The organism is Nonomuraea insulae, from assembly GCF_042656245.1.
This window is the reverse complement of sequence record NZ_JBHSPA010000109.1, coordinates 80,285-103,525: the sequence shown is the minus strand read 5'-3', so window position 1 is coordinate 103,525 and position 23,241 is coordinate 80,285. Positions and strand designations below refer to the sequence as shown.

The 23,241-nt window shown below is 71.1% G+C and carries 22 protein-coding genes and 1 pseudogene; 19 read left to right on the top strand and 4 right to left on the bottom strand.

Annotated features, from left to right (window positions below):
- The 3 genes and pseudogenes from ACFPZ3_RS61275 to ACFPZ3_RS61265 form a co-directional block, all read left to right on the top strand.
- On the top strand, window positions 1–900 hold the full coding sequence (locus ACFPZ3_RS61275) for a carbohydrate ABC transporter permease (RefSeq protein ID WP_379523662.1): 900 nt from the start codon (window positions 1–3) through the stop codon (window positions 898–900).
- Window positions 897–1,793, top strand: coding sequence for a carbohydrate ABC transporter permease (locus tag ACFPZ3_RS61270; RefSeq protein WP_379523661.1), 897 nt, complete (start codon window positions 897–899; stop codon window positions 1,791–1,793). Before ACFPZ3_RS61275 ends, ACFPZ3_RS61270 begins: the two co-directional genes overlap by 4 nt.
- Window positions 1,794–1,862: 69 nt before the next feature.
- Window positions 1,863–2,015 (top strand): annotated as a pseudogene (locus ACFPZ3_RS61265) (Ig domain-containing protein); the annotation flags it as partial.
- A gap of 71 nt (window positions 2,016–2,086) precedes the next feature.
- On the opposite strand, the gene ACFPZ3_RS61260 reads toward ACFPZ3_RS61265, so the two are convergent.
- A complete protein-coding gene (locus tag ACFPZ3_RS61260) occupies window positions 2,087–3,115 on the bottom strand; it encodes a LacI family DNA-binding transcriptional regulator (RefSeq protein ID WP_379523660.1) in 1,029 nt (342 codons plus the stop codon).
- Between the two features lie 445 nt (window positions 3,116–3,560).
- Here ACFPZ3_RS61260 and ACFPZ3_RS61255 point away from each other — a divergent pair, with 445 nt between their 5' ends.
- The 13 genes from ACFPZ3_RS61255 (at window position 3,561) to ACFPZ3_RS61195 (ending at window position 17,073) form a co-directional block, all read left to right on the top strand.
- Window positions 3,561–4,082 carry a flavin reductase family protein gene (locus tag ACFPZ3_RS61255; protein ID WP_379523659.1) on the top strand — a complete coding sequence of 174 codons (522 nt, stop codon included), beginning with the start codon at window positions 3,561–3,563 and terminating at the stop codon, window positions 4,080–4,082.
- 17 nt (window positions 4,083–4,099) lie between these two features.
- A complete protein-coding gene (locus ACFPZ3_RS61250; RefSeq protein ID WP_379523658.1) occupies window positions 4,100–5,008 on the top strand; it encodes a glutathione S-transferase C-terminal domain-containing protein in 909 nt (302 codons plus the stop codon).
- A complete protein-coding gene (locus tag ACFPZ3_RS61245; RefSeq protein ID WP_379523657.1) occupies window positions 5,005–6,327 on the top strand; it encodes an NtaA/DmoA family FMN-dependent monooxygenase in 1,323 nt (440 codons plus the stop codon). Before ACFPZ3_RS61250 ends, ACFPZ3_RS61245 begins: the two co-directional genes overlap by 4 nt.
- On the top strand, window positions 6,324–7,466 hold the full coding sequence (locus ACFPZ3_RS61240) for an LLM class flavin-dependent oxidoreductase (RefSeq protein WP_379523656.1): 1,143 nt from the start codon (window positions 6,324–6,326) through the stop codon (window positions 7,464–7,466). Before ACFPZ3_RS61245 ends, ACFPZ3_RS61240 begins: the two co-directional genes overlap by 4 nt.
- Window positions 7,463–8,512, top strand: a complete 1,050-nt coding sequence (locus tag ACFPZ3_RS61235; RefSeq protein ID WP_379523655.1) for an LLM class flavin-dependent oxidoreductase — start codon at window positions 7,463–7,465, stop codon at window positions 8,510–8,512. Before ACFPZ3_RS61240 ends, ACFPZ3_RS61235 begins: the two co-directional genes overlap by 4 nt.
- On the top strand, window positions 8,509–9,636 hold the full coding sequence (locus ACFPZ3_RS61230) for an MsnO8 family LLM class oxidoreductase (RefSeq protein WP_379523654.1): 1,128 nt from the start codon (window positions 8,509–8,511) through the stop codon (window positions 9,634–9,636). Before ACFPZ3_RS61235 ends, ACFPZ3_RS61230 begins: the two co-directional genes overlap by 4 nt.
- Entirely contained in the window at window positions 9,633–11,234 is a 1,602-nt protein-coding gene (locus ACFPZ3_RS61225) for an ABC transporter substrate-binding protein (protein ID WP_379523653.1), read from the top strand. Before ACFPZ3_RS61230 ends, ACFPZ3_RS61225 begins: the two co-directional genes overlap by 4 nt.
- Window positions 11,231–12,136, top strand: a complete 906-nt coding sequence (locus tag ACFPZ3_RS61220) for an ABC transporter permease (protein WP_379523652.1) — start codon at window positions 11,231–11,233, stop codon at window positions 12,134–12,136. The genes ACFPZ3_RS61225 and ACFPZ3_RS61220 overlap by 4 nt, the downstream gene beginning before the upstream one ends.
- Before the next feature lie 4 nt (window positions 12,137–12,140).
- Entirely contained in the window at window positions 12,141–12,944 is an 804-nt protein-coding gene (locus ACFPZ3_RS61215) for an ABC transporter permease (RefSeq protein ID WP_379523651.1), read from the top strand.
- Window positions 12,945–13,135: 191 nt separating this feature from the next.
- Complete coding sequence (locus ACFPZ3_RS61210; RefSeq protein ID WP_379523650.1) at window positions 13,136–14,794, top strand: dipeptide ABC transporter ATP-binding protein; 1,659 nt, start codon at window positions 13,136–13,138, stop codon at window positions 14,792–14,794.
- A 125-nt stretch (window positions 14,795–14,919) separates the two neighbouring features.
- Window positions 14,920–15,177 (top strand): HEAT repeat domain-containing protein, encoded by a 258-nt coding sequence (locus ACFPZ3_RS61205; protein ID WP_379523649.1) that lies wholly within the window; start codon window positions 14,920–14,922, stop codon window positions 15,175–15,177.
- A 136-nt stretch (window positions 15,178–15,313) separates the two neighbouring features.
- Window positions 15,314–16,015: a ThuA domain-containing protein gene (locus tag ACFPZ3_RS61200; protein WP_379523648.1), complete on the top strand. Its 702-nt coding sequence runs from the start codon at window positions 15,314–15,316 to the stop codon at window positions 16,013–16,015.
- On the top strand, window positions 16,000–17,073 hold the full coding sequence (locus ACFPZ3_RS61195; RefSeq protein ID WP_379523647.1) for a Gfo/Idh/MocA family protein: 1,074 nt from the start codon (window positions 16,000–16,002) through the stop codon (window positions 17,071–17,073). Before ACFPZ3_RS61200 ends, ACFPZ3_RS61195 begins: the two co-directional genes overlap by 16 nt.
- A 45-nt stretch (window positions 17,074–17,118) precedes the next feature.
- Here ACFPZ3_RS61195 and ACFPZ3_RS61190 read toward each other — a convergent pair whose 3' ends face one another.
- Window positions 17,119–18,438, bottom strand: coding sequence for an MFS transporter (locus tag ACFPZ3_RS61190; protein WP_379523646.1), 1,320 nt, complete (start codon window positions 18,436–18,438; stop codon window positions 17,119–17,121).
- Between the two features lie 160 nt (window positions 18,439–18,598).
- On the opposite strand from ACFPZ3_RS61190, the gene ACFPZ3_RS61185 reads away from it, so the two are divergent.
- The 3 genes from ACFPZ3_RS61185 to ACFPZ3_RS61175 all read left to right on the top strand — a co-directional run bounded on the left by ACFPZ3_RS61185 (window position 18,599) and on the right by ACFPZ3_RS61175 (window position 21,483).
- Window positions 18,599–19,276, top strand: coding sequence for a GntR family transcriptional regulator (locus ACFPZ3_RS61185; RefSeq protein WP_379523645.1), 678 nt, complete (start codon window positions 18,599–18,601; stop codon window positions 19,274–19,276).
- Window positions 19,277–19,352: 76 nt separating this feature from the next.
- Window positions 19,353–20,246, top strand: coding sequence for a dihydrodipicolinate synthase family protein (locus ACFPZ3_RS61180; protein ID WP_379523644.1), 894 nt, complete (start codon window positions 19,353–19,355; stop codon window positions 20,244–20,246).
- A gap of 31 nt (window positions 20,247–20,277) precedes the next feature.
- Window positions 20,278–21,483, top strand: a complete 1,206-nt coding sequence (locus ACFPZ3_RS61175) for a cytochrome P450 (RefSeq protein ID WP_379523643.1) — start codon at window positions 20,278–20,280, stop codon at window positions 21,481–21,483.
- Here the strand turns inward: ACFPZ3_RS61175 and ACFPZ3_RS61170 are convergent, their stop codons facing one another.
- The gene (locus ACFPZ3_RS61170; protein WP_379523642.1) at window positions 21,484–22,302 is read right to left on the bottom strand and encodes a carbohydrate ABC transporter permease; all 819 of its coding nucleotides are present in this window, start codon (window positions 22,300–22,302) and stop codon (window positions 21,484–21,486) included.
- Window positions 22,302–23,240, bottom strand: coding sequence for a carbohydrate ABC transporter permease (locus tag ACFPZ3_RS61165; RefSeq protein ID WP_379523641.1), 939 nt, complete (start codon window positions 23,238–23,240; stop codon window positions 22,302–22,304). The genes ACFPZ3_RS61170 and ACFPZ3_RS61165 overlap by 1 nt, the downstream gene beginning before the upstream one ends.
- Window position 23,241: the final 1 nt, after the last annotated feature.

Below are 23,241 nucleotides of genomic sequence, written 5' to 3'. Positions count from 1 at the left end.
GTGGCCGGACTGTCGGGGCAGCGCCGCATGGAGCGGCGCTGGGGCCTGCTCATGGCGGTGCCGGCGATCCTCGGCTTCGCGATCTTCACGGCCGGGCCGATGGTGGCCTCGCTGGTGTTCAGCCTGACGGACTGGCAGGTGGGCGGCACGCCGGCCTTCGTCGGGCTGGGCAACTACACCGAACTGGTCCAGGACGAGCTGTTCTGGACCTCGCTCAGCGCCACCACGTACTACACGCTCGGTGCCGTCCCGCTCGTGCTGATCGTGTCGTTCGCGGTCGCCATGTTGCTCAACGAGAAGGTACGCGGCCTGGCCTTCTGGCGGACCGTCTTCTACCTGCCGACGCTCGTGCCCGCGATCGCCAACGTGGTGTTGTGGATCTGGATCTTCAACCCGGACTTCGGCCTGCTCAACTCGTTGCTGCGCCAGACCGGGCTGCCGGCCGGGCAGTGGGTCTACGACGAGTCGACGGCCATCCCCTCGCTGATCGTCATGAGCACCTGGGGCTTCGGCAACACCATGGTGATCTTCCTGGCGGGGCTGCAGGGGGTGCCCAAGCACCTGTACGAGGCGGTCTCCATCGACGGCGGCGGCGCGTGGCGGCGCTTCTGGCACGTGACGCTGCCGATGATGACGCCGACCATCTTCTACAACCTGGTGGTGGGCGTGGTCGGCACCTTCCAGGTGTTCAACCAGGCGTACGTGATGACCGAGGGCGGCCCCAACAACGCCACCCTCTTCTACGTCTACTACCTGTTCCGCAAGGCGTTCAGGGAGAGCGAGATGGGGTACGCCAGCGCGCTCGCCTGGGTGCTCTTCATGATCATCGTGGTGATCACGTTCCTGATGTTCAGGAACGCCCGCCGCTGGGTCTACTACGAGATGGCGGGCGCGCGATGACCACGATCGAAGCCCCGACGCGCACCGGCCGCGTCGCCCCCACGGCGGGCCTGCGCAAGCGGCGCAGGTACAACAAAGCGCTGCTGTACGTGGCGCTCGCCGCCGGGGCGGTGCCGACGCTGCTGCCGTTCGTGTGGCTGGTACGCAGCGCGCTCATGCAGGACGCCCAGATGTTCGTCGCGCCACCGGAATGGATCCCCTCGCCCTTCCAGTGGACGAACTTCACCGAGGCGCTCACGGCGCAGCCGTTCTGGCTGTACTTCGTCAACACCGTGATCATCGCCGTGATCAGCGTGATCGGCACCGTGCTCACCTGCTCGGTGGCCGCCTTCAGCTTCTCCCGGCTGCGCTGGCGGGGCCGGAACGTGGCGTTCGCGGTGCTGCTGAGCGGGGTCATGCTGCCGTACGCGGTGACGCTCATCCCGACGTTCGTCATGTGGCAGGAGCTGGGCGCGCTCGACTCCTTCATCCCGCTGACCGTGCCGAGCTGGTTCGCGGGGGCGGGCGGCGGCGTGTTCAACGTGTTCCTGCTGCGGCAGTTCTTCCTGACGATCCCGTTCGAGCTGGACGAGGCCGCCTACATCGACGGGGCCTCCCCGTGGCGGGTCTTCTGGACGATCGTCATGCCGCTGTCCAAGCCCGCGATCGTGGTGGTGACGATCTTCACGTTCATCGGGACCTGGAACGACTTCCTCGGGCCGCTGCTCTACCTCAACAACGAGGAGAACTACACGCTCTCCCTGGGGCTGGCCTCGTTCCAGAGCGTCTTCATCACCCAGTGGGGCTATCTGATGGCCGCCTCCGCCGCCGTCATCGCCCCGATCATCATCCTGTTCTTCTTCCTGCAGCGCTACTTCATCGAAGGCGTCACGCTCACCGGCATCAAGAACTGACAGGAGCCCCCCTCTTGAGAAGGACTTCCGCCGCCATCGCCCTGACGGGACTGGCAGGTCACCAAGGGCGCCCTGCCCGCGGGGCTCAGCCTGGACAGGTTCACCGGCCAGATCACCGGCACCCCGAGCGCGGCCGGGAGCGCGTCCTTCACCGTGCAGCTCAGGGACTACGACAAGCGCGGCGTCCCGCTGACGAAGGACTTCACGATCAAGGCCGGCTGAACCCGCGTGAGGGGCGGCCGGCTCGCGAGCGAGGCCGCGCCCCCCGCGCCCGCGGACGGTGAGGCGCGGGCTCACGTGCTGCGGCGGGTCGAGGCGCGGGGGACGAGCGTGCCGGGGACCGTGCGGACCCCGCCGGGCGACGGGTGGCCCGCGATGGCGTCGAGCAGGTGGCGGGCGGCCAGGCGGCCGATCTCGCCGAGGTTCATGTCCACGGTCGTCAGCGGGGGGCGGCAGCCGAGCGCCATCGGCTCCCAGTTGTCGAACCCCACCAGCGCCACGTCGTCCGGCACCCGCCGCCCGGCCTCGCGCAGCGTCTCGGCCACGCCGCGGGCGATCTGGTCGCTGCCGCAGAAGATCGCGTCCACGTCGGGGGCGGTGTGCAGGAGGATGTCGGCCGCCTGCCTGCCCCACTCCTCGCTCCACTGGCCGAACAGGATCTCGCCGGCCGGTTCCAGGCCCGCCCGCGTGAGGGCGCCCTTCACGCCGCGCGCCCGCTCGCGGGCGGCCTCGAACCGCTCGGGGCCGGTGATGTGGCCGATCCGGGTGCGGCCGGTCGCCAGCAGGTGCCGCGTGGCCAGGGCGCCGCCGCCCTCGTCGTCGGGGATGATCGAGACATCCGACTCGTCGGCGGACCTGGTCATCGCGTACACGACCGGGACGGGCAGGCCGCTGCCGAGGCCGGCGCGCGGCTCGGTGCGCCGGCCGGTGACGATGATGCCCTCGACGCGCCTGGCCAGCAGGCGCTCCACGTAATGGCGCTCCCTGATGGGGTCGTCGCGGGTGTCGCAGAGGAACACCGAGATCTGGCCCGCGCCCAGGGCGTCCTCCGCGCCCAGCATCACCGGGATGCTGAAGCGGCCGTAACTGTCGCCGGTGACGAGGCCGACCGTGTACGTGCGGCCCGCGAGCAGCCCCTGGGCCAGGGGATTGGGGCGGAAACCGAGGCGTTCCGCGGCGGCGAACACCCGGTCGCGGGTCTCCTCCCGCATCCGGCCGCGGCCGTTGAGCGCCTTGGAGGCGGTGCCGATGGACACGGCGGCGGCCGCCGCGACGTCCCTGATGGTGACGGGCTTCCCGGCGCGCGCTGAGGGGATAGCCACGGAGTTGGCCCCTTTCGTCCGCTTCCAGGAGCACGAGCGCGGTTCGATGCTATATGACACTCTACCGCCGCTAATTTCCCTCAATACCTGTAGGAAATATTGACTTATCCGGAATCGCGGCTTAGCGTCGAGAACATGAGCCAGGGACCCCTCCTGACCAGGCGCCCCCACGTGGACTTCGGCCACGTCACCAGCGCCCAGTGTCGTTGATCACGGACCGATAAGCAGCGGCGCGGCCCGCGCTCGCCCGCCCCCACCGGCGTGGCACGCGTCCGCGCGCCTTTCAACCCTCGTGCTCCCCGCGTGGCCGACGCCGTCCACGCTCCCGCCGACGAACCCTTCCGCACCGCCGTTGGAGCGTGCTTTTCGTGAGGAACCATCCCGTGATCGCAGCCAGGCCCGTCCCGTCATCCTCCCGCCATGAGCCCGAGAGGAGGAGCCGGGCATGACGGACACACTGCCCGGGCGCGCCGTGGGCGCCGTCGGCGCCGAGCCGTTCCGGCGGGCGCTCGCCGTGCACGCCAGCGGCGTCGTGGTGATCACCGCGCAGAACGACGGCGTCCCCGTCGGGCTGACCGCCACGTCGTTCTCCTCGGTCAGCCTCGAACCGCCCCTCGTCTCCTTCTACGTCGACCAGTCCTCGACCACCTGGCCTCTGCTGCGCGGCGCCGACCACTTCTGCGTCAACATCCTGGCCAGCGACCAGGCCGACCTGGCCGCCAGGTTCGCCACCAAGGGGGTTGACCGGTTCGCGCCGCCCACCGGCTGGCGGCCTGGGCCGCTCGGGGCGCCGCTGCTGATGGGCGTCTCCGCGCACCTGATCTGCCTGCCGTACGAGACGGCCGAGGTCGGTGACCACACCCTGGTCGTCGGGCTGGTCGCCGAGGCGAACACGCACAGCCAGGGCCGCCCCCTCCTCTACCACCAGGGCCGGTTCGGCCGGTTCCTGGCCCACCCAGAAGACTGATCCATCCGGAGCCACCTGTGACCGTTTCCATCGGCACTCCGACCTACGCGAGTCCCGTCGACCACGTCTCCTACGGCGAGTACGGACCCGGCCGCCTGCACCTGTCGGCAGGCTGGGACCGCCCGGTCTACCCCTTCCAGGACCGGATCACGGCCGACGGTTCCAGCGGCCACCGCGCCGAGCCCGGCCGCTACCACCTCTACGTCGCCTGGGTCTGCCCGTACGCCCACCGCGCCGCCATCGTCCGCAAGCTCAAGGGTCTGGAGGAGGTGGTCTCGCTGTCGTACGTGGACGACGAGCGCGACGGCCGCGGCTGGGCCTTCAGGGAGCGCCGCGGACCCGACCCCGTCAACGGGTTCACGCTGCTGGAGCAGGCCTACGACGCCACCGAGAGGGGCTACCCCGGCCACATCTCGGTGCCCGTGCTCTGGGACAGGGAGAAGGGCAGGATCGTCAGCAACAACTTCCCGGACATCACGATCGACCTGGCCACCCAGTTCGAGCGGTGGGCCGACCGCTCAGTCGACCTCTACCCGGAACCGCTGCGCCCGGAGATCAACAAGCTGAACGCGTGGCTCTACCACGACGTCAACTCCGGCGTCTCCCGCGTGGCCCGCGCCTACGGCCGGGAGCGCGACGAGGAACGGCAGCGGGTGTTGTCCGCGCTGGAGTGGCTGGACGAGCGCCTGGCCGGACAGCGGTTCCTGACCGGGGACACGGTGACCGAGGCGGATGTGCGGCTGTGGGTGACGCTGGCCAGGTTCGACACCGAGCACAACCGCGACCATCTCATCAGCGAGTGGGACCTGTCCGGGTTCGAGCACCTGTGGGGCTACGCCCGCGACCTCTACCAGCGGCTGGCCTTCCGCGAGACCACCGAGGACCTGCCCGCCGAGTGGGACACCCCGCACGGGCGCGGCCGATGACCCCCCGCAAGCAGATCCACCTGGCCGCCCACTTCCCCGGCGTGAACAACACCACCGTCTGGACCGACCCGCGCTCCGGCAGCCAGATCGACTTCGCCTCCTTCACCCACCTGGCCAGGACCGCCGAGCGCGGCAAGTTCGACTTCTTCTTCCTGGCCGAGGGGCTGCGGCTGCGCGAGCTCAAGGGCCGCGTCCACGACCTGGACGTGGTGGGCAGGCCCGAGGCGCTCACCGTGCTCAGCGCCCTGGCCGCCGTGACCTCCCGCCTCGGCCTCGCGGGCACCGTGAACGCCACCTTCAACGAGCCGTACGAGCTGGCCAGGCGCCTGTCCACGCTCGACCACCTGAGCGGTGGCCGGGCCGCCTGGAACGTGGTAACCACCTCCGACGCCTTCACCGGCGAGAACTTCCGCCGCGGCGGCTACCTCGACCGCGCCGACCGGTACGAGCGCGCCGCCGAGTTCGTCCGCCTGTCGCGCGAGCTGTGGGACTCCTGGGAGCCCGACGCGATCCTCGCCGACCAGGCCGCGGGCCGATTCGTACGGGAGGGCGCCATCGGCTCGGTCACGCACCACGGCGCCCACTTCTCGGTCGAGGGCCGGTTCACGCTGCCGCGCGCCCCCCAGGGGCACCCCGTCATCATCCAGGCGGGCGACTCCGACGAGGGCAGGGAGTTCGCCGCCGCCACCGCCGACGTGATCTTCAGCCGGCACGGCACGCTGGAGGAGGGGCAGCGCTTCTACGCCGACGTCAAGGCCCGCGTGGTCCGGCACGGCCGCGAGCCGCACCAGCTCAAGATCATGCCCGGCGTGACGTACGCGCTGGGCGACACCGAGGAGGAGGCCGCCGAGAACGCCGCCGGCATCCGCCGTCGCCAGGTCGGGCCGCAGACCGCGATCGCCTTCCTGGAGCAGGTGTGGGGCCGTGACATGTCGGCCTACGACCCGGAAGGCCCGCTGCCGGAGGTCGAGCCCGACCTGTCGGAAGGCGTCTCCCAAGGGCGGGTGGCGATCAAGGACCGCGCCGCCGTGGCCGCCAAATGGCGGGCGCTGGCGCAGGAGAAGAACCTTTCCATCCGCGACCTGGTCATCGAGGTGACCGGGCGGCAGACGTTCGTCGGCACCCCCGAGAACGTGGCCCGGCGGATCGACGAGCACGTGCAGGCCGGCGCCGCCGACGGCTTCATCCTCGTGCCCCATCTGACGCCCGGCGGGCTCGACGACTTCGTGGACAAGGTGGTGCCGCTGTTGCAGGAGAGGGGCGTTTTCCGTACCGACTACACAGGCACTACCCTGCGTGAACACCTGGAGCTGGCATGACGTTGCACCTGGCCGTCGCGCTCGACGGCGCGGGCTGGCACCCGGCCGCCTGGCGGGAGGCGAACGCGGCGCCGCGCGCCCTGCTCTCCGCCCGCTACTGGGCCGGGCTGGTCGCCGAGGCCGAGCGGGGGCTGCTCGACTTCGTCACCATCGAGGACACGCTCGGGCTGCAGTCCTCCCTGCGCGGCGCTCCCGACGACCGGGCCGACCAGGTGCGCGGGCGCTTCGACGCCGTGCTGCTGGCCGCCCGGCTGGCGCCGATCACCCGCTGGATCGGGCTCGTGCCGACCGCCACCACCACCCACACCGAGCCGTTCCACGTGGCCATCGGCATCGCCACGCTCGACCACATCAGCGGCGGCCGCGCGGGATGGCGGGCGCGGGTCTCCCCGAGCCCCTCCGAGGCGCGGCTGTTCGGACGCAGGCAGATCCCGCCCGGTGGAGGCGCGGACTCGCATGTGCGCGACCTGTTCACCGAGGCCAGTGACGCGGTCGAGGTGGCGCGGCGGCTCTGGGACAGCTGGGAGGACGACGCCGAGATCAGGGACGAGGCCACCGGCCGGTTCATCGACCGGGACAAACTCCACTACATCGACTTCGAGGGGCCGTTCTTCTCGGTCAAGGGGCCCTCCATCACGCCCCGCTCGCCGCAGGGGCAGCCGGTGGTGACGGCGCTGGCGCACGCGCGCCTGCCGTACGAGTTCGCCGCGGCCGGCGCCGACGTCGTCTACGTCACGCCGCACTCCGCCGAGCAGGCCCGCGACATCGTGACCGAGATCAGGGGGCTCTCCGGCGAGCTGATGATCTTCGCCGACCTCGTCGTGTTCCTGGGCGACGACGCGGCAGGGCGCAAGGCGCGGCTCGACGAGCTGGACGGGGCCGAGCTCATCTCCGACGCCGCGATCTTCACCGGGCACGTGCGGGAGCTGGCCGAGCTGCTGCTGGAGTGGCGGCGCGCGGGGATCCAGGGGTTCCGGCTGCGGCCGGGGGCGGTCCCGTACGACCTGTGGCAGATCACCTCGGGGCTGACGGCCGAGCTGCGGCGGCGGGGCGAGTTCAGGAGCCGGTACGAGGCCGGCACGCTGCGCGAACTGCTCGGCCTGCCGCGTCCGGTCAGCCGTTACGCGGAGGCGCGATGAAATTCCTGCTCATCACGTTGATCACACACACCGATGAGAGATCGGCGACCGAGCGGTTCCGCGAGGTCGTCGGGAACGCGGTGCTGGGCGAGGAGCTGGGCTTCGACGGGTACGGGGTGGGGGAGCGGCACGAACGGCCCTTCATCTCCTCCTCGCCGCCCGTCGTGCTCAGCCACATCGCGGCCAAGACCTCCAGGATCCGGCTGTTCACCGCGGTGACCACGCTGAGCCTGCTCGATCCCGTACGCGCCTACGAGGACTACGCCACGCTCGACCACCTGTCGGGCGGACGGCTGGAGTTGATCATCGGCAAGGGCAACGGCGCCGCCCAGGCCAAGCTGTTCCACGTCACAGCCGAGGACCAGTGGGATCGCAACCGGGAGTCCTACGAGCTGTTCCGCCGCCTGTGGCGGGAGGACAAGGTGACCTGGAGCGGCCGGTTCCGGCCCTCGCTCACCGACGCCGAGACCTGGCCGCGGCCTCTGCAACGGCCGATCCGGGTCTGGCACGGGAGCGCCACCAGCAAGGAGTCGGTGGACCTGGCCGCGCGTTACGGCGACCCGCTGTTCTCCGCGAACGTCACCAACCCCATCGAGCCCTATGCCGAGCTGATCGAGCACTACCGGGAGCGGTGGGCGCACTACGGGCACGACCCGGCGGAGGCGCTGGTCGGGGCCGGGTCGGCGGGCTACTACGCGGCCAGGACCTCGCAGGAGGCCATCGCCACCTACCGGCCGATCTTCGACGCCCGGGTGGCGCTCCAGCGCGGACTCGGCCTGCCGATCGTCTTCCCGACGCTGGAGGACGCCATCGAGCGCAGCTCCATCCTGGTCGGGAGCCCGCAGCAGATCGTCGACAAGGTGCTGCGCTACCACAAGCGGTTCGGGCACGAGGTCATGCACCTGCACGCCGACGCCGACGGGCTCACGCCGGGGCAGCACCGGGAGGCGCTGGAGCTGTTCCAGGGCGAGATCGCGCCCGTGCTGCGCGCCGAGGTCCCCAGCCGTCCGTTCGCCGTCACCGCCCCTGATGGAGAATCCTCATGACGTTGTCCATTCTCGATCTCGCCCCCATCACCTCGGGGAACACGGCCGCCGACGCGCTGCGCAACACCATCGACCTGGCCCAGCGGGCCGAGCGGGCCGGCTATCGCCGCTACTGGCTGGCCGAGCACCACTTCGCGCCAGGCGTGGCCAGTTCGGCGCCCGCCGTCCTGATCGCCCTGGTCGCGGCGGCCACCGCGACCATCCGGGTCGGCTCAGGGGCCGTGCAACTCGGGCACCAGACGCCGCTGTCGGTGGTCGAGCAGTTCGGGCTCGTCGACGCGCTGCACCCGGGCCGGATCGACCTCGGCATCGGCCGCTCAGGCCAGCGCCGCGCCGAACTCGCCGCCAAGACCGCTGCCAGGACCGCTGCCAGGACTGCCGCCGCTCCGCCCGCCGAACGGCCTGGTTCCCGCACGGTGGACGGGTTGCTCATCCCGCCGCCGTTCGACTTCTCCAAGCTCGTCACGCACCCGCAGCTCGCCCACTACGCGACCCTGCTCCAGCAGCCCGGCGCGGAGACCCCCGACTTCGCCGGCCAGATCGACGACGTGCTCGCCTTCCTCAACGGCACGCACGAGGCGCACGCCGTGCCCGGTGAGGGCGCCGAGCTGGAGGTGTGGATCCTGGGCAGCAGCGGCGGGCAGAGCGCCCAGGTGGCGGGGGAGCGCGGGCTGCCGTTCGCGGCCAACTACCACGTCAGCCCGGCGAACGTGCTGCAGGCCGTGGAGGCCTACCGGGAGGCGTTCAAGCCGTCGGACGACCTGGCCGAGCCGTACGTCGTCGTCTCCGCCGACGTGGTCGTCGCCGAGGACGAGGCCAGGGCGCGCGAGCTGGCCGCCCCCTACGGCCTGTGGGTACGCAGCATCAGGACGGGATCCGGCGCCATGCCGTACGCGACGCCCGAGGAGGCCGCCGCCCACGTCTGGACCGAGGCCGACAGGGAGCTGGTCGCGGACCGCGTCGACACCCAGTTCGTGGGCACGCCCGACCAGGTCGCGGAGCGGCTGCGCGTGCTCCGCCGGGTGACCGGGGCCGACGAGCTGCTGGTGACCACCATCACCCACGACCACGACGACCGCGTGCGCTCGCACGAGCTGCTCGCGCAGGCCTGGAACCGCCCGTGAAGCGCATCGCCTACGCTCTCGTCCTGGCCCTGGCGGTGGCCGGCTGCGGGAGCCAGTCCGCCCAGGAGGCCGCGCCCGCCTCGCTCACCTGGGCGATCGAGACCCAGCCGATCACCCTCAACCCGCAGCAGTGGTCGCAGAACAAGGCCAGGCTGCTGGTGTTCAACCAGTTCGACGCGCTCCTGTCACGCGCCCAGGACGGCTCGTTCCACCCGTGGCTGGCCAAGTCGTGGAAGGTGTCGGACGACGAGCTGACCTACACCCTCCATCTCCGGGACGACGTGACCTTCCACGACGGCACCAGGTTCGACGCCGCCTCCGTCAAGGCCAACCTCGACCAGTTCCTGGTGCCGGGTTACAACGCGGCCGTGGCGTCGATCCAGCTCAGGGCGTACAAGGAGGCGAAGGTCGTCTCCCCGACGACGCTGGAGATCACGCTCAAGGAGCCGGACGGGCTCTTCCTCGACTTCCTCGCCTCGCCCTACTCCGGGCAGATCTCGCCGAAGTCGCTCAAGAGCGTCAAGGACCTCAAGTTCGGCGGTCCCGACCTGGTCGGGACCGGGCCGTTCATCCTGGACAGGTACGTGCAGGGGCAGGAGATCCATTACCGCCGCAACCCGGCCTACAAGTGGCCGCCGGAAGGGGCTGCCCACCAGGGGCCCGCCTACCTGCCGGAGATCACCTACCGGTTCCTGCCCGAGGCGGCCGTCCGTGTCGGCGCGCTCACCTCCGGCCAGGTGCAGGTCATCGAGGGCGTGCCCGCGACCGAGGCCGGCCTGATCAAGAAGGACCCCGGCCTCAGCCTGCAGACCGCGCTCAACTCGGGCACCTCCTTCTCCTACTACTTCAACCTCTCTCGCGCCCCCTTCGACGACCAGCGCGTACGCGAGGCGTTCCGCGAGGCCGTGGACGTCGACACCGTGCTCCGCTCGGTCTACCAGGGCACCGCCACCAGGGCGTGGAGCGTCATCGGCAAGTCGAGCCCCTTCTACGACCCCAGCCTTGAGCAGCGCTACGGCGGCGATCCGGCCAAGGCCAACGCGCTGCTGGACGAGGCCGGCTGGAAGCAGCGCGACGCCGAGGGCTACCGGGTCAAGGACGGCGAACGGCTGACCGTGCGCACGCTCGCCTCCGCGGCCTTCGTCCGCGACCGCCGCGACGTGCTCGCCCAGGCCATCCAGGCCCAGGTCAAGCAGAACGCCGGGATCGACTTCCAGGTCAAGATCGTGGACCAGGGCTCGGCGCAGAAGGCCCTCGACGACAACGAGTACGAGGTCTTCGAGAACTCGCGCGGCGACTCCGACGCCGGGGCCGCGCTCAACCTCATCCTGCCGCGCGGCGGCGCGATCAACAGGACCGGCTACGCCGATCCCGCGATGGACAAGTGGCTCGCCGAGGCCGGGGCCGACTCCGACCAGGGCCGGCGCAAGGAGCTGTACACCAAGGTGCAGCGGACCGTGGTGCTGGACAAGGCCATCGTGTTCCCGATCTACGTGCCCGCCGACCAGATCGCCTCGCTGAAGAGCGTGCAGGGGCTGCGCTTCGACCCCGCCTCCGGCACGCCCGCCGGCGCCTACGACGTACGGATCGGGACGTGATCAAGCGGCTCGGCACCGGGCTGGCGGTCCTCTGGGCCGCCGCCACCGCCTCCTACCTCGCCCTCCTGCTGGCCCCCGGTGACACCGTGGACATCCTGGTGGGCGAGGGCCCCGACACGCCCGAGATCCGGGCCAAGATCATCACGGAGTGGGGGCTCGACCGGCCCGAGGTCATCCAGTACGTGTCCTACCTGTGGCGGCTGGTGCACGGCGACCTCGGGCGTTCCTACCAGCTCCAGCGCGGCGTCGGCGAGATCCTGCTCACGCAGGTGGGGCCGACCGCGCAGCTCACCCTGGCGGCGGCCGGGACCGGTGTGACCCTGGCCGCGCTCATCGCCCTCGTCACGGGAGGCCGGGGACGCCTCGCGCGCGGCACCGCCTCGGCCGCCGAACTGGTCGCGGTGTCGGTGCCGCCGTTCCTCATCGGGATCGTGCTGCTGTCGGTGTTCTCCTTCACGCTCGGCTGGTTCCCCGTCTCGGGCGCGGCCGGCCCCCAGGCGCTGGTGCTGCCCGCGCTCGCGCTGGGGCTGCCCGTCGCGGGCGTGCTCGGGCAGGTGTTGCGGGGCGGGCTGGAGCGGGCGTTGGAGCAGCCGTTCGCCGTCACGGCCAGGGCGCGCGGCCTCACGGAGCGGGCGCTGGTCGCCCGGCACGCGCTCAGGCACGCGCTGATCCCCGCGGTCACGCTGGCCGGCTGGTTCACCGGCACCCTGCTCGGCGGGGCCGTGATCACGGAGGTCCTGTTCGGCCGCCCCGGCCTCGGCCGGGTCGCCATGGACGCGGTGACGGGGCGGGACATGCCGGTGGTGATGGCGGTCGTGCTGTTGTCGGCGGTCGTGTACGTCACCATCAGCACCGTGCTCGACCTGGCCTACCGCGCCATCGACCCCCGAATCCGAGGCTGACCCCATGCCCGCCCCGAGACTCCTGCCCCCGATCGTGTTCCTCCTGCTGCTCGCGCTGGCCGTGGCGGTGCCGGGGCTGCTCGCCGGCGTGGATCCGCTGGCGGCCGACCCGCTGAGCGCGCTCGCGCCGCCGGGGGGCGAGCACTGGTTCGGCAGCGACCATCTCGGCCGCGACGTGCTGGCCAGGGTCGTCTACGGCGCCCGCCACTCCATCAGCATCGGCGTCGCCGCCACTGCCCTGGCCGTCACCTCGGGCGTCCTGCTCGGCCTGACCGCGGGACTGTCCCCGAAGTGGCTGGACGAGGCCCTGGCCCGCGCGTTCGACGTCCTGTCCACCCTGCCGGAACTGCTGCTCGCCCTCCTCATCGTGGCGATCATCGGCCCCGGCACCGGAAACGTGATCTTCGCCATCGCCGTGGCCCAGATCCCCAACTACGCCCGCGTGATCCGCGCCCAGACGTTCGTCGTCCGCCGCTCCGGCTACGTCGAGCAGGCGGTCACGTTCGGCCGCTCCCGCCTGGCGATCAACGCGGGACATGTGCTGCCGAACGTGCTCGGCCCGATCCCGGTCCTGGCCACGATCGGACTCGGCGGGGCGATCATCGCCAGCTCGGGGCTGAGCTTCCTCGGCATGGGCCCGCAACCCCCGGCCGCCGAGTGGGGCGCGATGCTCTCCGAGGCTCGCAACTACCTGCGGGTGGCCTGGTGGGAGGCGCTGTTCCCGGGGCTGGCGATCACCTTGACCGTCGCCTGCCTGACCGTCGTCGGCCGCCGCCTCCAGCGCCGCTTCGAAGGAAGGACCTCATGACCACCACGCACGAAGGAAACGCCCCGGCGACCACTGGAACGGAAGCGGCCGGTCGCGGGGATAACGCGGCTACGACCGGCGGTCGCGGGGATGCCGCGTCGGCCGCCGATGGTCGCGCCGGCGCCTCCGCTGGTGAGCGCTCCACTGGTTCCCCCGACGCGGCTCCTCTCGTGGCCGTCGAGGATCTGCGGGTGAGTTTCGGCGGGAGCGAGGTCGTGCGGGGGATCTCGTTGTCGGTCGCCCCGGGAGAGTGTGTGGCGATCGTCGGGGAGTCGGGTTCCGGCAAGAGCGTCACCGCGCGGACCCTGCTCGGCCTGGCGGGACCGGGCTCGGCCGTGCGGGCGGGCACGTTCACGATCGCGGGCCAGGACGCGCGAGGCTTCGGACCGGGGGAGTGGCGGCGGCTGCGGGGCAGGTTCGCCGGGCTGGTGCTGCAGGACGCGCTCGTCTCGCTCGACCCCCTCCGCACGGTGGGGGCGGAGATCGCCGAGGTGCTGGCCGTGCACGACGTGGTGCCGCGGTCCCGGCGCGCGGGCAGGGTGCTGGAGCTGCTGGAGGCGGCGGGCGTGCCGGAGCCGGAGGTGCGGGCCGGGCAGCACCCGCACGAGTTGTCGGGCGGGCTGAGGCAGCGCGTGCTCATCGCCTCAGCCATCGCGGCCGGGCCCGAGCTGATCATCGCCGACGAGCCCACCACGGCGCTCGACGTCACCGTACAGGCCCAGATCCTGCGGCTGCTCGCCGACCGCAAGGCGGCGGGCACCGCGTTGCTGCTGATCAGCCACGACCTGGCGGTCGTCGGGTCGATCGCCGACCGCATCCTCGTCATGCGGGACGGCCGGATCGTCGAGGAGGGCCCTGCCCGCGACGTGCTGACCACGCCCGCCCACGACTACACCTGCTCGCTGCTGGCGGCGGTGCCGTCGGCGGCCTCCCGCGGCACCCGCCTGACCGAGGCCGAGCGGCCCACCCCGGGCATCCGGCATGTCGCCAGCGCTCGCCCCACCGGCGCCACACCATCAGGCCCGGCGACCGGCCCGGTGAAGGGCGCGGTGAAGGGCGCGGTGAAGGGCGCGGTGAAGGGGCTGGCGGCTGAGCCGGTGCCCGTGCTCGCCGGCGCCGGTCTCACCCGTTCTTTCGGCCCCCGCCGCGTCGTGGACGACGTCTCCTTCACCCTGCACCGAGGCGAGACCCTGGGCGTGGTCGGTGAGTCGGGCTCGGGCAAGACCACGCTGGCCAGGCTGGCGCTCGGCCTGCTCGCCCCCGGCGACGGCCTGGTCACCCTGCACCAGCAGCCCTGGAGCACCCTGCGCGAACGCCTGCGCCGCCCCCTCCGGCCCCGGATCCAGCTCATCTCCCAGAACCCCCTGGACTCCTTCGACCCGCGTCACACCTGCGGCCGCCTGGTCGCCGAGCCGCTGCGGTCGCTGCCCAGGCAGGAGCGCCGCGCCCGCGTCCTGGACCTGCTGGCCCGCGTTGGCCTCCCGCCGGACATGGCCGGACGCCACCCGAGGGAGCTGTCCGGCGGGCAGCGCCAGCGGATCGCCATCGCCCGCGCCCTCGGCCCCCGCCCCGACGTGCTGGTCTGCGACGAGCCCGTCTCCGCGCTTGACGTCTCCATCCAGGCCCAGGTGCTCGACCTGCTGGCCGAGCTCCAGGCCGAGTACGGCACCGCGCTGCTGTTCATCTCCCACGACCTGGGCGTCGTGCTCCACCTCGCCGATCGGGTGCTGGTCATGAAGGACGGCCGGGTGGTGGAGGAGGGCGACGTGGACGAGGTGTTCACCCAGCCCCGGCACCCGTACACGCGCGACCTGGTCGCCGCCGTCCCCCGCCTGCCCGTGCCGCGCTGAAGGGTGGCAGATCTTCGCGGGCCGTAGGTGTAAGCGCAGGTCAGGACCGCCATGAAGGGCTGAGGAAGTGGCGCAACCCCACCGTTATTCCATTTTTCCTACCTATTAAGTAGGCTAGAGGGCGAGTGGGCCTCGACGATCGGCGGCGCAGGGCGGATCGTGCCCGGCAGATCGCCGACCCCGCGACCGCCGTGCCACCGCTGGTGACCGCACTGTCGGACACCAATCTGGACGTCCGCAAGGCCGCCGTCCTGGCCTCCGCACCGTGGGCGGGTGCCCCGGAGGTCACCGAAGCCCTGCGCTCCGCCCTCACCGACACGGACGCCGACGTCCGCGCCCACGCCCGCCACGCCCTCACCTCCCAGTCCCACATAACGGCGTGAGTTCTCGGGCCGAGCGGCGCCAATAAGTGCGGGAGTTTTCCGCCGGACTCAGACACAATTGGCGGAAGTGTGCCGCTTTCGCGGCTTTGGGCGGCGCACAGCCGATTTATGGTTCATCGAGTGATTGGCGAAATGCATGGCGGGCGAGAACACGCGCAGGGTCCTCGTGGTGCGGGGCGGGTGGGAGGGGCATGCCCCCGTGGCGGCCACCGACCTCTTCGTGCCCTTCCTTGAGAAGAACGGCTTCGAGGTGCGGCTGGCGGACAGCCCGGCGCCCTACGCGGACCCCGCGTACATGGCGGAAGTCGACCTCATCGTGCAGTGCTACACGATGGGCACGATCGAGCAGGCCGAGCTCAAGGGCCTGAAGGCGGCGATCGAGGCGGGCACCGGGATGGCGGGCTGGCACGGCGGCATAGCCGACTCCTACCGCAACTCCTCCGACTACCTGCACCTCATCGGCGGGCAGTTCGCCTGCCACCCCGGCAAGCACCCGGACGACGAGGACGCGGGCACGGAGCGGCACAACTTCGTCCCGTACACCGTGAACATGCTCCAGGACAAGCACCCCATCACGGAGGGGATCGGCGACTTCGACCTCGTCACCGAGCAGTACTGGGTGCTGAGCGACGGCTACATCGACGTGCTGGCGACCACCACGCAGAAGGTGCGCGAGTGGGACCCCTGGCACCGGGAGGTCACCTCGCCGGCGATCTGGACCCGCCGGTGGGGCAAGGGGAAGATCTTCGTGGCCACCCCGGGCCACAGCGTCGACGTCCTGGAGCATGACAGCGTGCGTACGATCATCGAAAGGGGACTGTTGTGGGCCAGCCGCTGAACCTCGGCATCGTCGGCTGCGGGGCCATCTCGGCTCAATACCTGGCCACCATCGAGCGGTTGCCGCAGGTGCGGCTGGTGGCGGTGGCCGACCTGGACCTGGACCGGGCCCGGGAGGCGGTGGCGGCCTACCCGGAGGTCGAGGTGATGAGCGTGGCGGAGCTGATGGCGGACCCGCGCGTCGGCGCCGTGCTGAACCTCACCATCCCGGCCGCGCACGCCGAGATCGCCCTGCTGGCCATCGCGGCGGGCAAGGACGTCTACTGCGAGAAGCCGCTGGCCGCGACCGGCGCGGACGCGCGGCGCATCCTGGAGGCGGCAGAGGCGGCGGGGGTGCGGGTCGGGTGCGCGCCCGACACGGTGCTCGGCACCGGCACGCAGACGGCCCGTAAGGCGATCAACGACGGCCTCATCGGCAGGCCGGTCGCGGCGACGGCGACGATGATGACGCCCGGCCACGAGCGCTGGCATCCCAACCCCGACTTCTACTACGTGCCGGGCGGCGGGCCGCTCCTGGACATGGGCCCGTACTACGTCACCAGCCTGGTGACGCTGCTCGGCCCCGTGGCGACGGTCATCGGCGCGGCCGGCCGCACACGGGCCAAGCGCACGATCGGCAAGGGCCCCCGCCAGGGCGAGGAGATCCCGGTCACCGTGGACACCCACGTCACCGGCGTGCTCGTCCACGAGTCGGGCGCGCTGACGACGCTGGTGATGAGCTTCGACGCGGTGGCCACCAAGGCGCCCAACATCGAGGTGCACGGCGAGCAGGGCTCGCTCGTCGTCCCCGACCCCAATCGCTTCGACGGCTCCGTCCTGCTGACCCGGCTGGGCGACGAGGGCTCGCGGGAGCTGCCGGTCTCGGCCGGGTACGCGGAGGCGGGTCGCGGCGTGGGCCTGATCGACTTCCTCGCGGAAGGGGAGCCCAGGGCGGGCGGCCGGCTGGCCTTCCACGTGCTCGACGTCATGGAGTCGCTGCTCTCCTCGGCCCACTCGGGGCGGGCGGTGGACGTGGAGAGCACCTGCGAACGGCCCGGGCCGGTGGCGCTGGGAGGCTGACGGCGGTGATGGCCGGGCACCTCTCCCCGGCCATCACCACACCCATCAGCGGACGCTCGTGCCCGTGGCGGTGAGATCCCGGCGGAAGGACTCCGGCGCCTTGTACACCGCCACCATCGTCACCACCGCCCCCACCATCACGTACGCCGCCACCAGCGGCCACCGCGTTCCGTCCTCCCCGGCCAGCGCCGTGGCGATGAACGGCGTCAGCCCGCCCGCGAAGATCGAGGCGATCTCCCGCCCCGCCGCCGCCCCGGTGTAGCGCCGCTCGGCGGGGAACAACTCGGCGTAGAACGCGGGCTGGATGGCGTTGATCGCGTTGTGCCCGACGTTCAGCACCAGCACGTAGCCCAGCACGATCAGCACCATCGACCCGCTGTGCAACATCGCGAAGAACGGGAAGGCCATCACGAACACCACCACGGCCCCGAAGAAGTAGACCGGCCGCCGCCCGATCCGGTCGGAGATCGCGGCGAACACCCCGTGGCTGACGAACGCGAGCACGGCGGAGATGAGGATCGCGGTGTTGAGCTGACCCTTGTCCAGCCCGAGCGGGCCGCTCCCGTACGACAGGGCGAACACCGTCAGCAGGAAGTACGGCAGCGCCTCGGCGAAGCGCAACCCGACGATCAGCAGCAGGTTGCGCCAGTCGTCCACGAAGATCCGCCGGATCGGGTTGGCCTGCTTCGTGTCCTGGGTGGCGACGGCCTCGGTGAAGACGGGGGTCTCGCTCAAGCTGCGCCGCATCCAGTACGTCACCACCAGCACCACGGCCGACAGCAGGAACGGGATCCGCCAGCCCCAGCTCAGCAACTGCTCGTCGGAGAGAGTGTAGACGTAGGCGAAGACCCCCGTGATGAGGATCTGCGCGGAGAAGCCGCCGGTGTTGGGCCAGGCGCTGAAGAAGCCCCGGCGGCGCGGCGGCGCCGACTCCAGCACGATGATCATGGAGCCGCCCCACTCGCCCCCGACCGCGAAGCCCTGCAACAACCGCAACACGACCAGCAGGATCGGCGCCCAGATCCCGATCGTGCCGTACCCCGGCAGCAGGCCGATGAGGATCGTGCTCAGGCCCATCACGACCAGCGTGATCATCAACGTGGACTTGCGGCCGTGCCGGTCGCCGCGGCTGCCGAAGTACAGGCCGCCCAGGGGACGGGCGAGGAAGCCCACCGCGAACGTGCCGAAGGCGGACAGCGTGGCCACGAAGCCGCTGGCGTCGGGGAAGAAGACCTTGGGGAAGACGACGGCGGCGGCCGTGCCGTAGACGAGGAAGTCGTAGTACTCGAGGGTGTTGCCGAGAAAGCTGGAGGCCGTGACCTTCCAGGTGTAGCGAAGGTCTGACTTTGGAGAGGTCGCGACCATGGCGACTCCCTTTCTGCCGGGCGGCTTGCGACGTTTCCGACGGGATTCGGTTGTCGCACACTATGACTCCGCAAACGGTTAACCGTCAACGGTTAACGTTGACCGTATGCAGCGGTGCCGGGTAGGCTCCGGACCGGTGGAGTACAGGAGAGGAGAGCTGGTGACGATCACCAATCCGTTGCGTCACCCACCGCTCGGAGACCAGCTGCTCGCCCAGCTCCGCTCGCTCATCGTGCGCGGAGAGCTGAGCGTGGGCACACACCTGGTCGAGGGCAGGATCGCGGAGCGCTTCGGGGTGAGCCGCGGGCCGGTCCGCGACGCGCTCCGCCAGCTCGAGATCGAGGGGCTGGTCGAGACGCGCAAACGGGGCGTGTTCGTGCGCGGGCTGTCCGACCAGGATCTCGTCGAGCTCTACTCGCTGCGCGGCGCCCTGGAGAGCCTGGCCATCACCGAGACCATCGCCCGCCTCGACGCCGCCGACTGGACCTCGATGGACGCGGCGATCGAGCAGATGCGTTCGGCCGCCGTGGCCTGCGACCCCGCCAAGTTCGCCGCCGCCGACCTCGACTTCCACAGTGGCTTCTACACCCTCGGCGGCAACCGCTGGCTCACCGCCACCTGGGCCCTGCACCGGCCCCTGTTCGCCACCGTCCTGGAGATCACCAACACCGACCGCGACCTCGTGCCCGTCGCCGATGACCACGCCGACCTGAGCGGTATCGTCCGCTCCGGCGACGCCGAGGCGGCGCTGGCCGCGCTCAAGCAGCACCTCGACGGCTCCTGCGGCCGCATCCGCGCCACGCTCAGCTCACGTCCTCGCCCGCAGCCCGTCTTCTGAAAACCCCCTGTTCCAGGGCCGGTCCGTGGTGAACCTCCTGACACGGACCGGCCCTTCCCCGCTCGGAGGCTTCCGCATGCCCCAGACCACCGCCGTCCCCGAGGTGCTCGCCGCGGTGCCCACGTTCTTCGACGAGGCGGGTGAGCTCGACCTCGGCGTCACCAAGGCGTACTTCGCGCGGCTCGCGAGCCGGGTGGACGGGGTCTTCGTGTGCGGCACCACCGGCGAGTTCCCCGCGCTGGAGCGGGGGGAGCGGCGGGCGGTGGCGCGGGCGGCGCTGGAGGCGTTCGGGCCTGAGCGGGTGGTGGTGCACGTGGGGGCCGCCGCCACCAGGGAGTCGGTGGCGGTGACGCGCGACGCCGTGGCGCTGGGGGCGCGCAGGGTGGCGGCGCTGACTCCGTACTATCTGCCCGCCGACACCGGCGCCGTCCTGCGGCACTTCGCGGCGGTGGCGGACGCGGCGGGGCCGGCCGCCGTCTACGGGTACCTGTTCAGCGAGCGCACCGGCGTGAGCGTCGAGCCCGGCGAACTGGCCGCCGTCGCCGCCGAGACCGGGCTGGCCGGGGCCAAGCTGAGCGGCCTGGCGGCCGATCGTTTCGCCGAGTACGTCGCCGCGCTCCCACCGGGAAGCCGGCTCTGGTCCGGCTCGGACACCAGACTCGCCGAGGTCGTCAGGAACGGCGGGGCCGGGGTCGTCTCCGGGCTGTCGGCGGCCTTCCCCGAGCCGTTCACGCGGCTCGCCGCCGCCGTGGCCGCCGGGGACACGGCAGCGGAGCGCGTCGCCCAGGCGCGCGCCGACGAGGTGCTCGCCACACTGGGCGGCACCGTGGAGGGCATCAAACTGGCCCTCAGCCACCTGGGCCACGGCACGGGCGCGTTGCGCATGCCCGCCCCCGACATCGCCCAGGAGCAGCGGCGCGCCATCGCGCACCTGGCCTCACTCCGCACCGGCGTCTCTCCGGACGAATAATGGGATTTCAGGCAGTCCCAGAGGAGATGACATGAGCGAATCCCCGGCCTTGCCCATCTACATGAGGCGCTCCGGGTTCGATCCCATCCCGGAGCTGTCCCAGATTCGGGACAAAGAGGGCGTAACGCGGGTCAGCAACATGTTCGGCCTGGATATAGATGTCTACGTCATTACCAGATTCGCCGACGTCAGGGAGGTCCTCGGCGACTCCGCGCGGTTCAGCAACGCCCGGCAGGTGGGGCGGCCACGCCCCGCGGGGGCGCAGGACATCAGCGAGGAGGAGCTCAGCAGGATGCGGGCGGGCAACCTGCTGCTGTTCGACCCGCCCGAGCACACCCGGCTGCGCCGGATGCTGACTCCTGAGTTCACCATGCGCCGGATGCGCCGCCTGGAGCCCCGCATCAAGGAGATCGTGGCCGAGCACCTCGACGCGATGGAGGCCGCGGGGCCGACGGTCGATCTGGTCAGCGCGTTCGCCCTGCCGGTCCCGTCTCTGGTGATCTGCGAGCTGCTGGGCGTCCCGTACGAGGACAGGGACGACTTCCAGCGGCGCACCTCGAAGAGCCTCGACCTCTCGCTGCCCGTGGAGGAGCGGGTCGCGGTGCAGCTGGAGTCGCGCGCGTACATGGCCGAGCTGGTCGCCCGCGCCCAGGCGGACCCGGGCGAGGACCTGCTCGGCATGCTCATCCGCGAGCACGGCGACGACCTGAGCACCGACGAGCTGATCGGCACCGCCGGCCTGTTGCTGCTGGCCGGCCACGAGACCACCTCCAACATGCTCGGGATCGGCACCCTGGCCCTGCTGCGCCACCCCGACCAGCTCGACCTGCTCAGGAAGGAGCCCGAGCGGATCAACGCGGCGGTGGAGGAGCTGCTGCGCTGGCTCAGCATCGTGCACTCGGGCACGTTCAAGTTCACCACCACCGACGTCGAGCTGTCGGGCACCACGATCCCGAAGGACTCGCTGGTGGCATGCGCCCTGCCCACGGCCAACCGCGACCCGGCGCTCGTGCCCGACCCCGACCGGCTCGACATCGGCCGCGGCGAGCTGGGACACGTCGCGTTCGGCCACGGCGTGCACCACTGCCTCGGGGCGCCGCTGGCCAGGATGGAGATGCACATCGCCTTCCCGGCCCTGTTCGAGCGCTTCCCCGGCCTGCGCGAGGCGGACCCGCCGGCCGAGTTCCGCTCCTTCAACATCGTGTACGGGCTGACCTCCTTCCAGGTGGCCTGGTAGTCAGCCCTTCAGCCCGCTGAACGTCATGGTCGCCACGAACTGCCGCTGCGCCACCACGAAGGCGATGATGAGCGGCATCGTGGCGACCACGTTCCCCGCCATGAGCAGCGACCACTGCGTGTGCCGGGTGCCCTGGAAGTTGGCCAGGCCGAGCTGGATCGTGTAGATGTTCTCGTCGCTGATCGCGATCAGCGGCCAGATGAGGTCGTTCCACGAGCCCAGCAGCGTGAACACGGTGAGCGTGGCCAGCGCCGGCTTGGCCAGCGGCAGCACCACCCGCCAGAACACCCCGAACGTCGTGCACCCGTCGATGCGGGCCGCGTCCTCCAGCTCGGCGGGCAGCGACAGGAAGAACTGCCGCATGAGGAAGATCCCGAACGCCGACGCCAGCCACGGCACGAACGCCGAGGCCAGGGTGTCGATGAGGCCGAGCCGGCTGAACATGACGTACGTCGGGATCATCAGGAGCTGGGCCGGGATCATGATGGTCGCCAGGATCACCAGGAATCCGGCGTTCTTGCCGAAGAACTTCAGCCGGGCGAAGCCGTACCCGGCCATCGAGCACAGGATCAGGTGCGAGACGACCGCGATCGCCGCGACGATGACCGTGTTCAGCAGCCACCGCAGCGCCGAGGACTCGTTGAACAGGCCGATGAAGCCGTCGAGCTGCAGCCGGCTCGGGATGAAGCGGGGCGGGAAACGGTTGATGTCGCTGTCCGGCATGAACGCGGTCAGCACCATCTGCACCAGCGGCAGCGCGAACAGCAGCGCCAGCGGCATCAGCAGCAGGTGCCACGGGCTGAACGGCAGGCGTCTCATCAGAAGGCCTCGATCTTGCTGCGCCGGGAGTAGAGGATCATCCCGACGGTGATGAGCATGGTCACGGCGAACAGCCCGTACGCGACGGCCGAGCCGTAGCCGAACTTGGTGAGCTTGAACGCCTGGGTGTAGACGTAGTAGACGATCGTCTGGGTCGCGCCCAGCGGCCCGCCCCTGGTCGTGGTGAAGACCAGGTCGAACAACTGCAGCGCGGTGATCGTCTGCCAGATCGAGGTGAACACCGTCACCGGGCCCAGCGCGGGCAGCGTGACGTGCCGGAACACCTGCCAGCGGTTGGCGCCGTCCATCCTGGCCGCCTCGATGACGTCCTTGGGGATGTCCTGCAGCGCGGCGAGGTACACGACCACGGTGAACCCGACCTGTCCCCACAACGCGATCAGGCAGATCACCGGGAGCGCCTGCGACTGGCTCTCCAGGAACTGCTGCTGCGGCAGGCCGAGCGTGCGCAGGACGCTGTTGGCGGCGCCGTACTGGGGGTTGAAGACGAAGTTGGCCAGGATGCCGGTGGCCGCCGCCGAGGCCACGAACGGCACGAAGATGCATGTGCGGTAGAAGCCGACCAGCTTGATCGGCCGGTTCAGCGCGACGGCGACGAGCATCCCGAGGAAGATCGACGAGGGCACGAACAGCAGCGTGAACACGATCGTGTGCTGGACCGCCCCGAGCAGGTCGGGGTCCTGGGCCATGAGCTGGTAGTTCAGCCAGCCGATGGGCTTGGCGGGGGAGATGCCGTTCCACTTCTGCTGGGAGATGAGGAACGCCCACACGGCCGGGAAGATCGACAGGCCCACCACGAGCGCGGTGGCGGGGCCCGCGAACCCCCAGCCGACCAGGGTGCGGTTCAGCCACCGCACCCTGGCGGCCGGGGCCGCCGTCCGGTGGGTGGCCGGGCGGCGCCCGGCGAACAGCAGCGACATC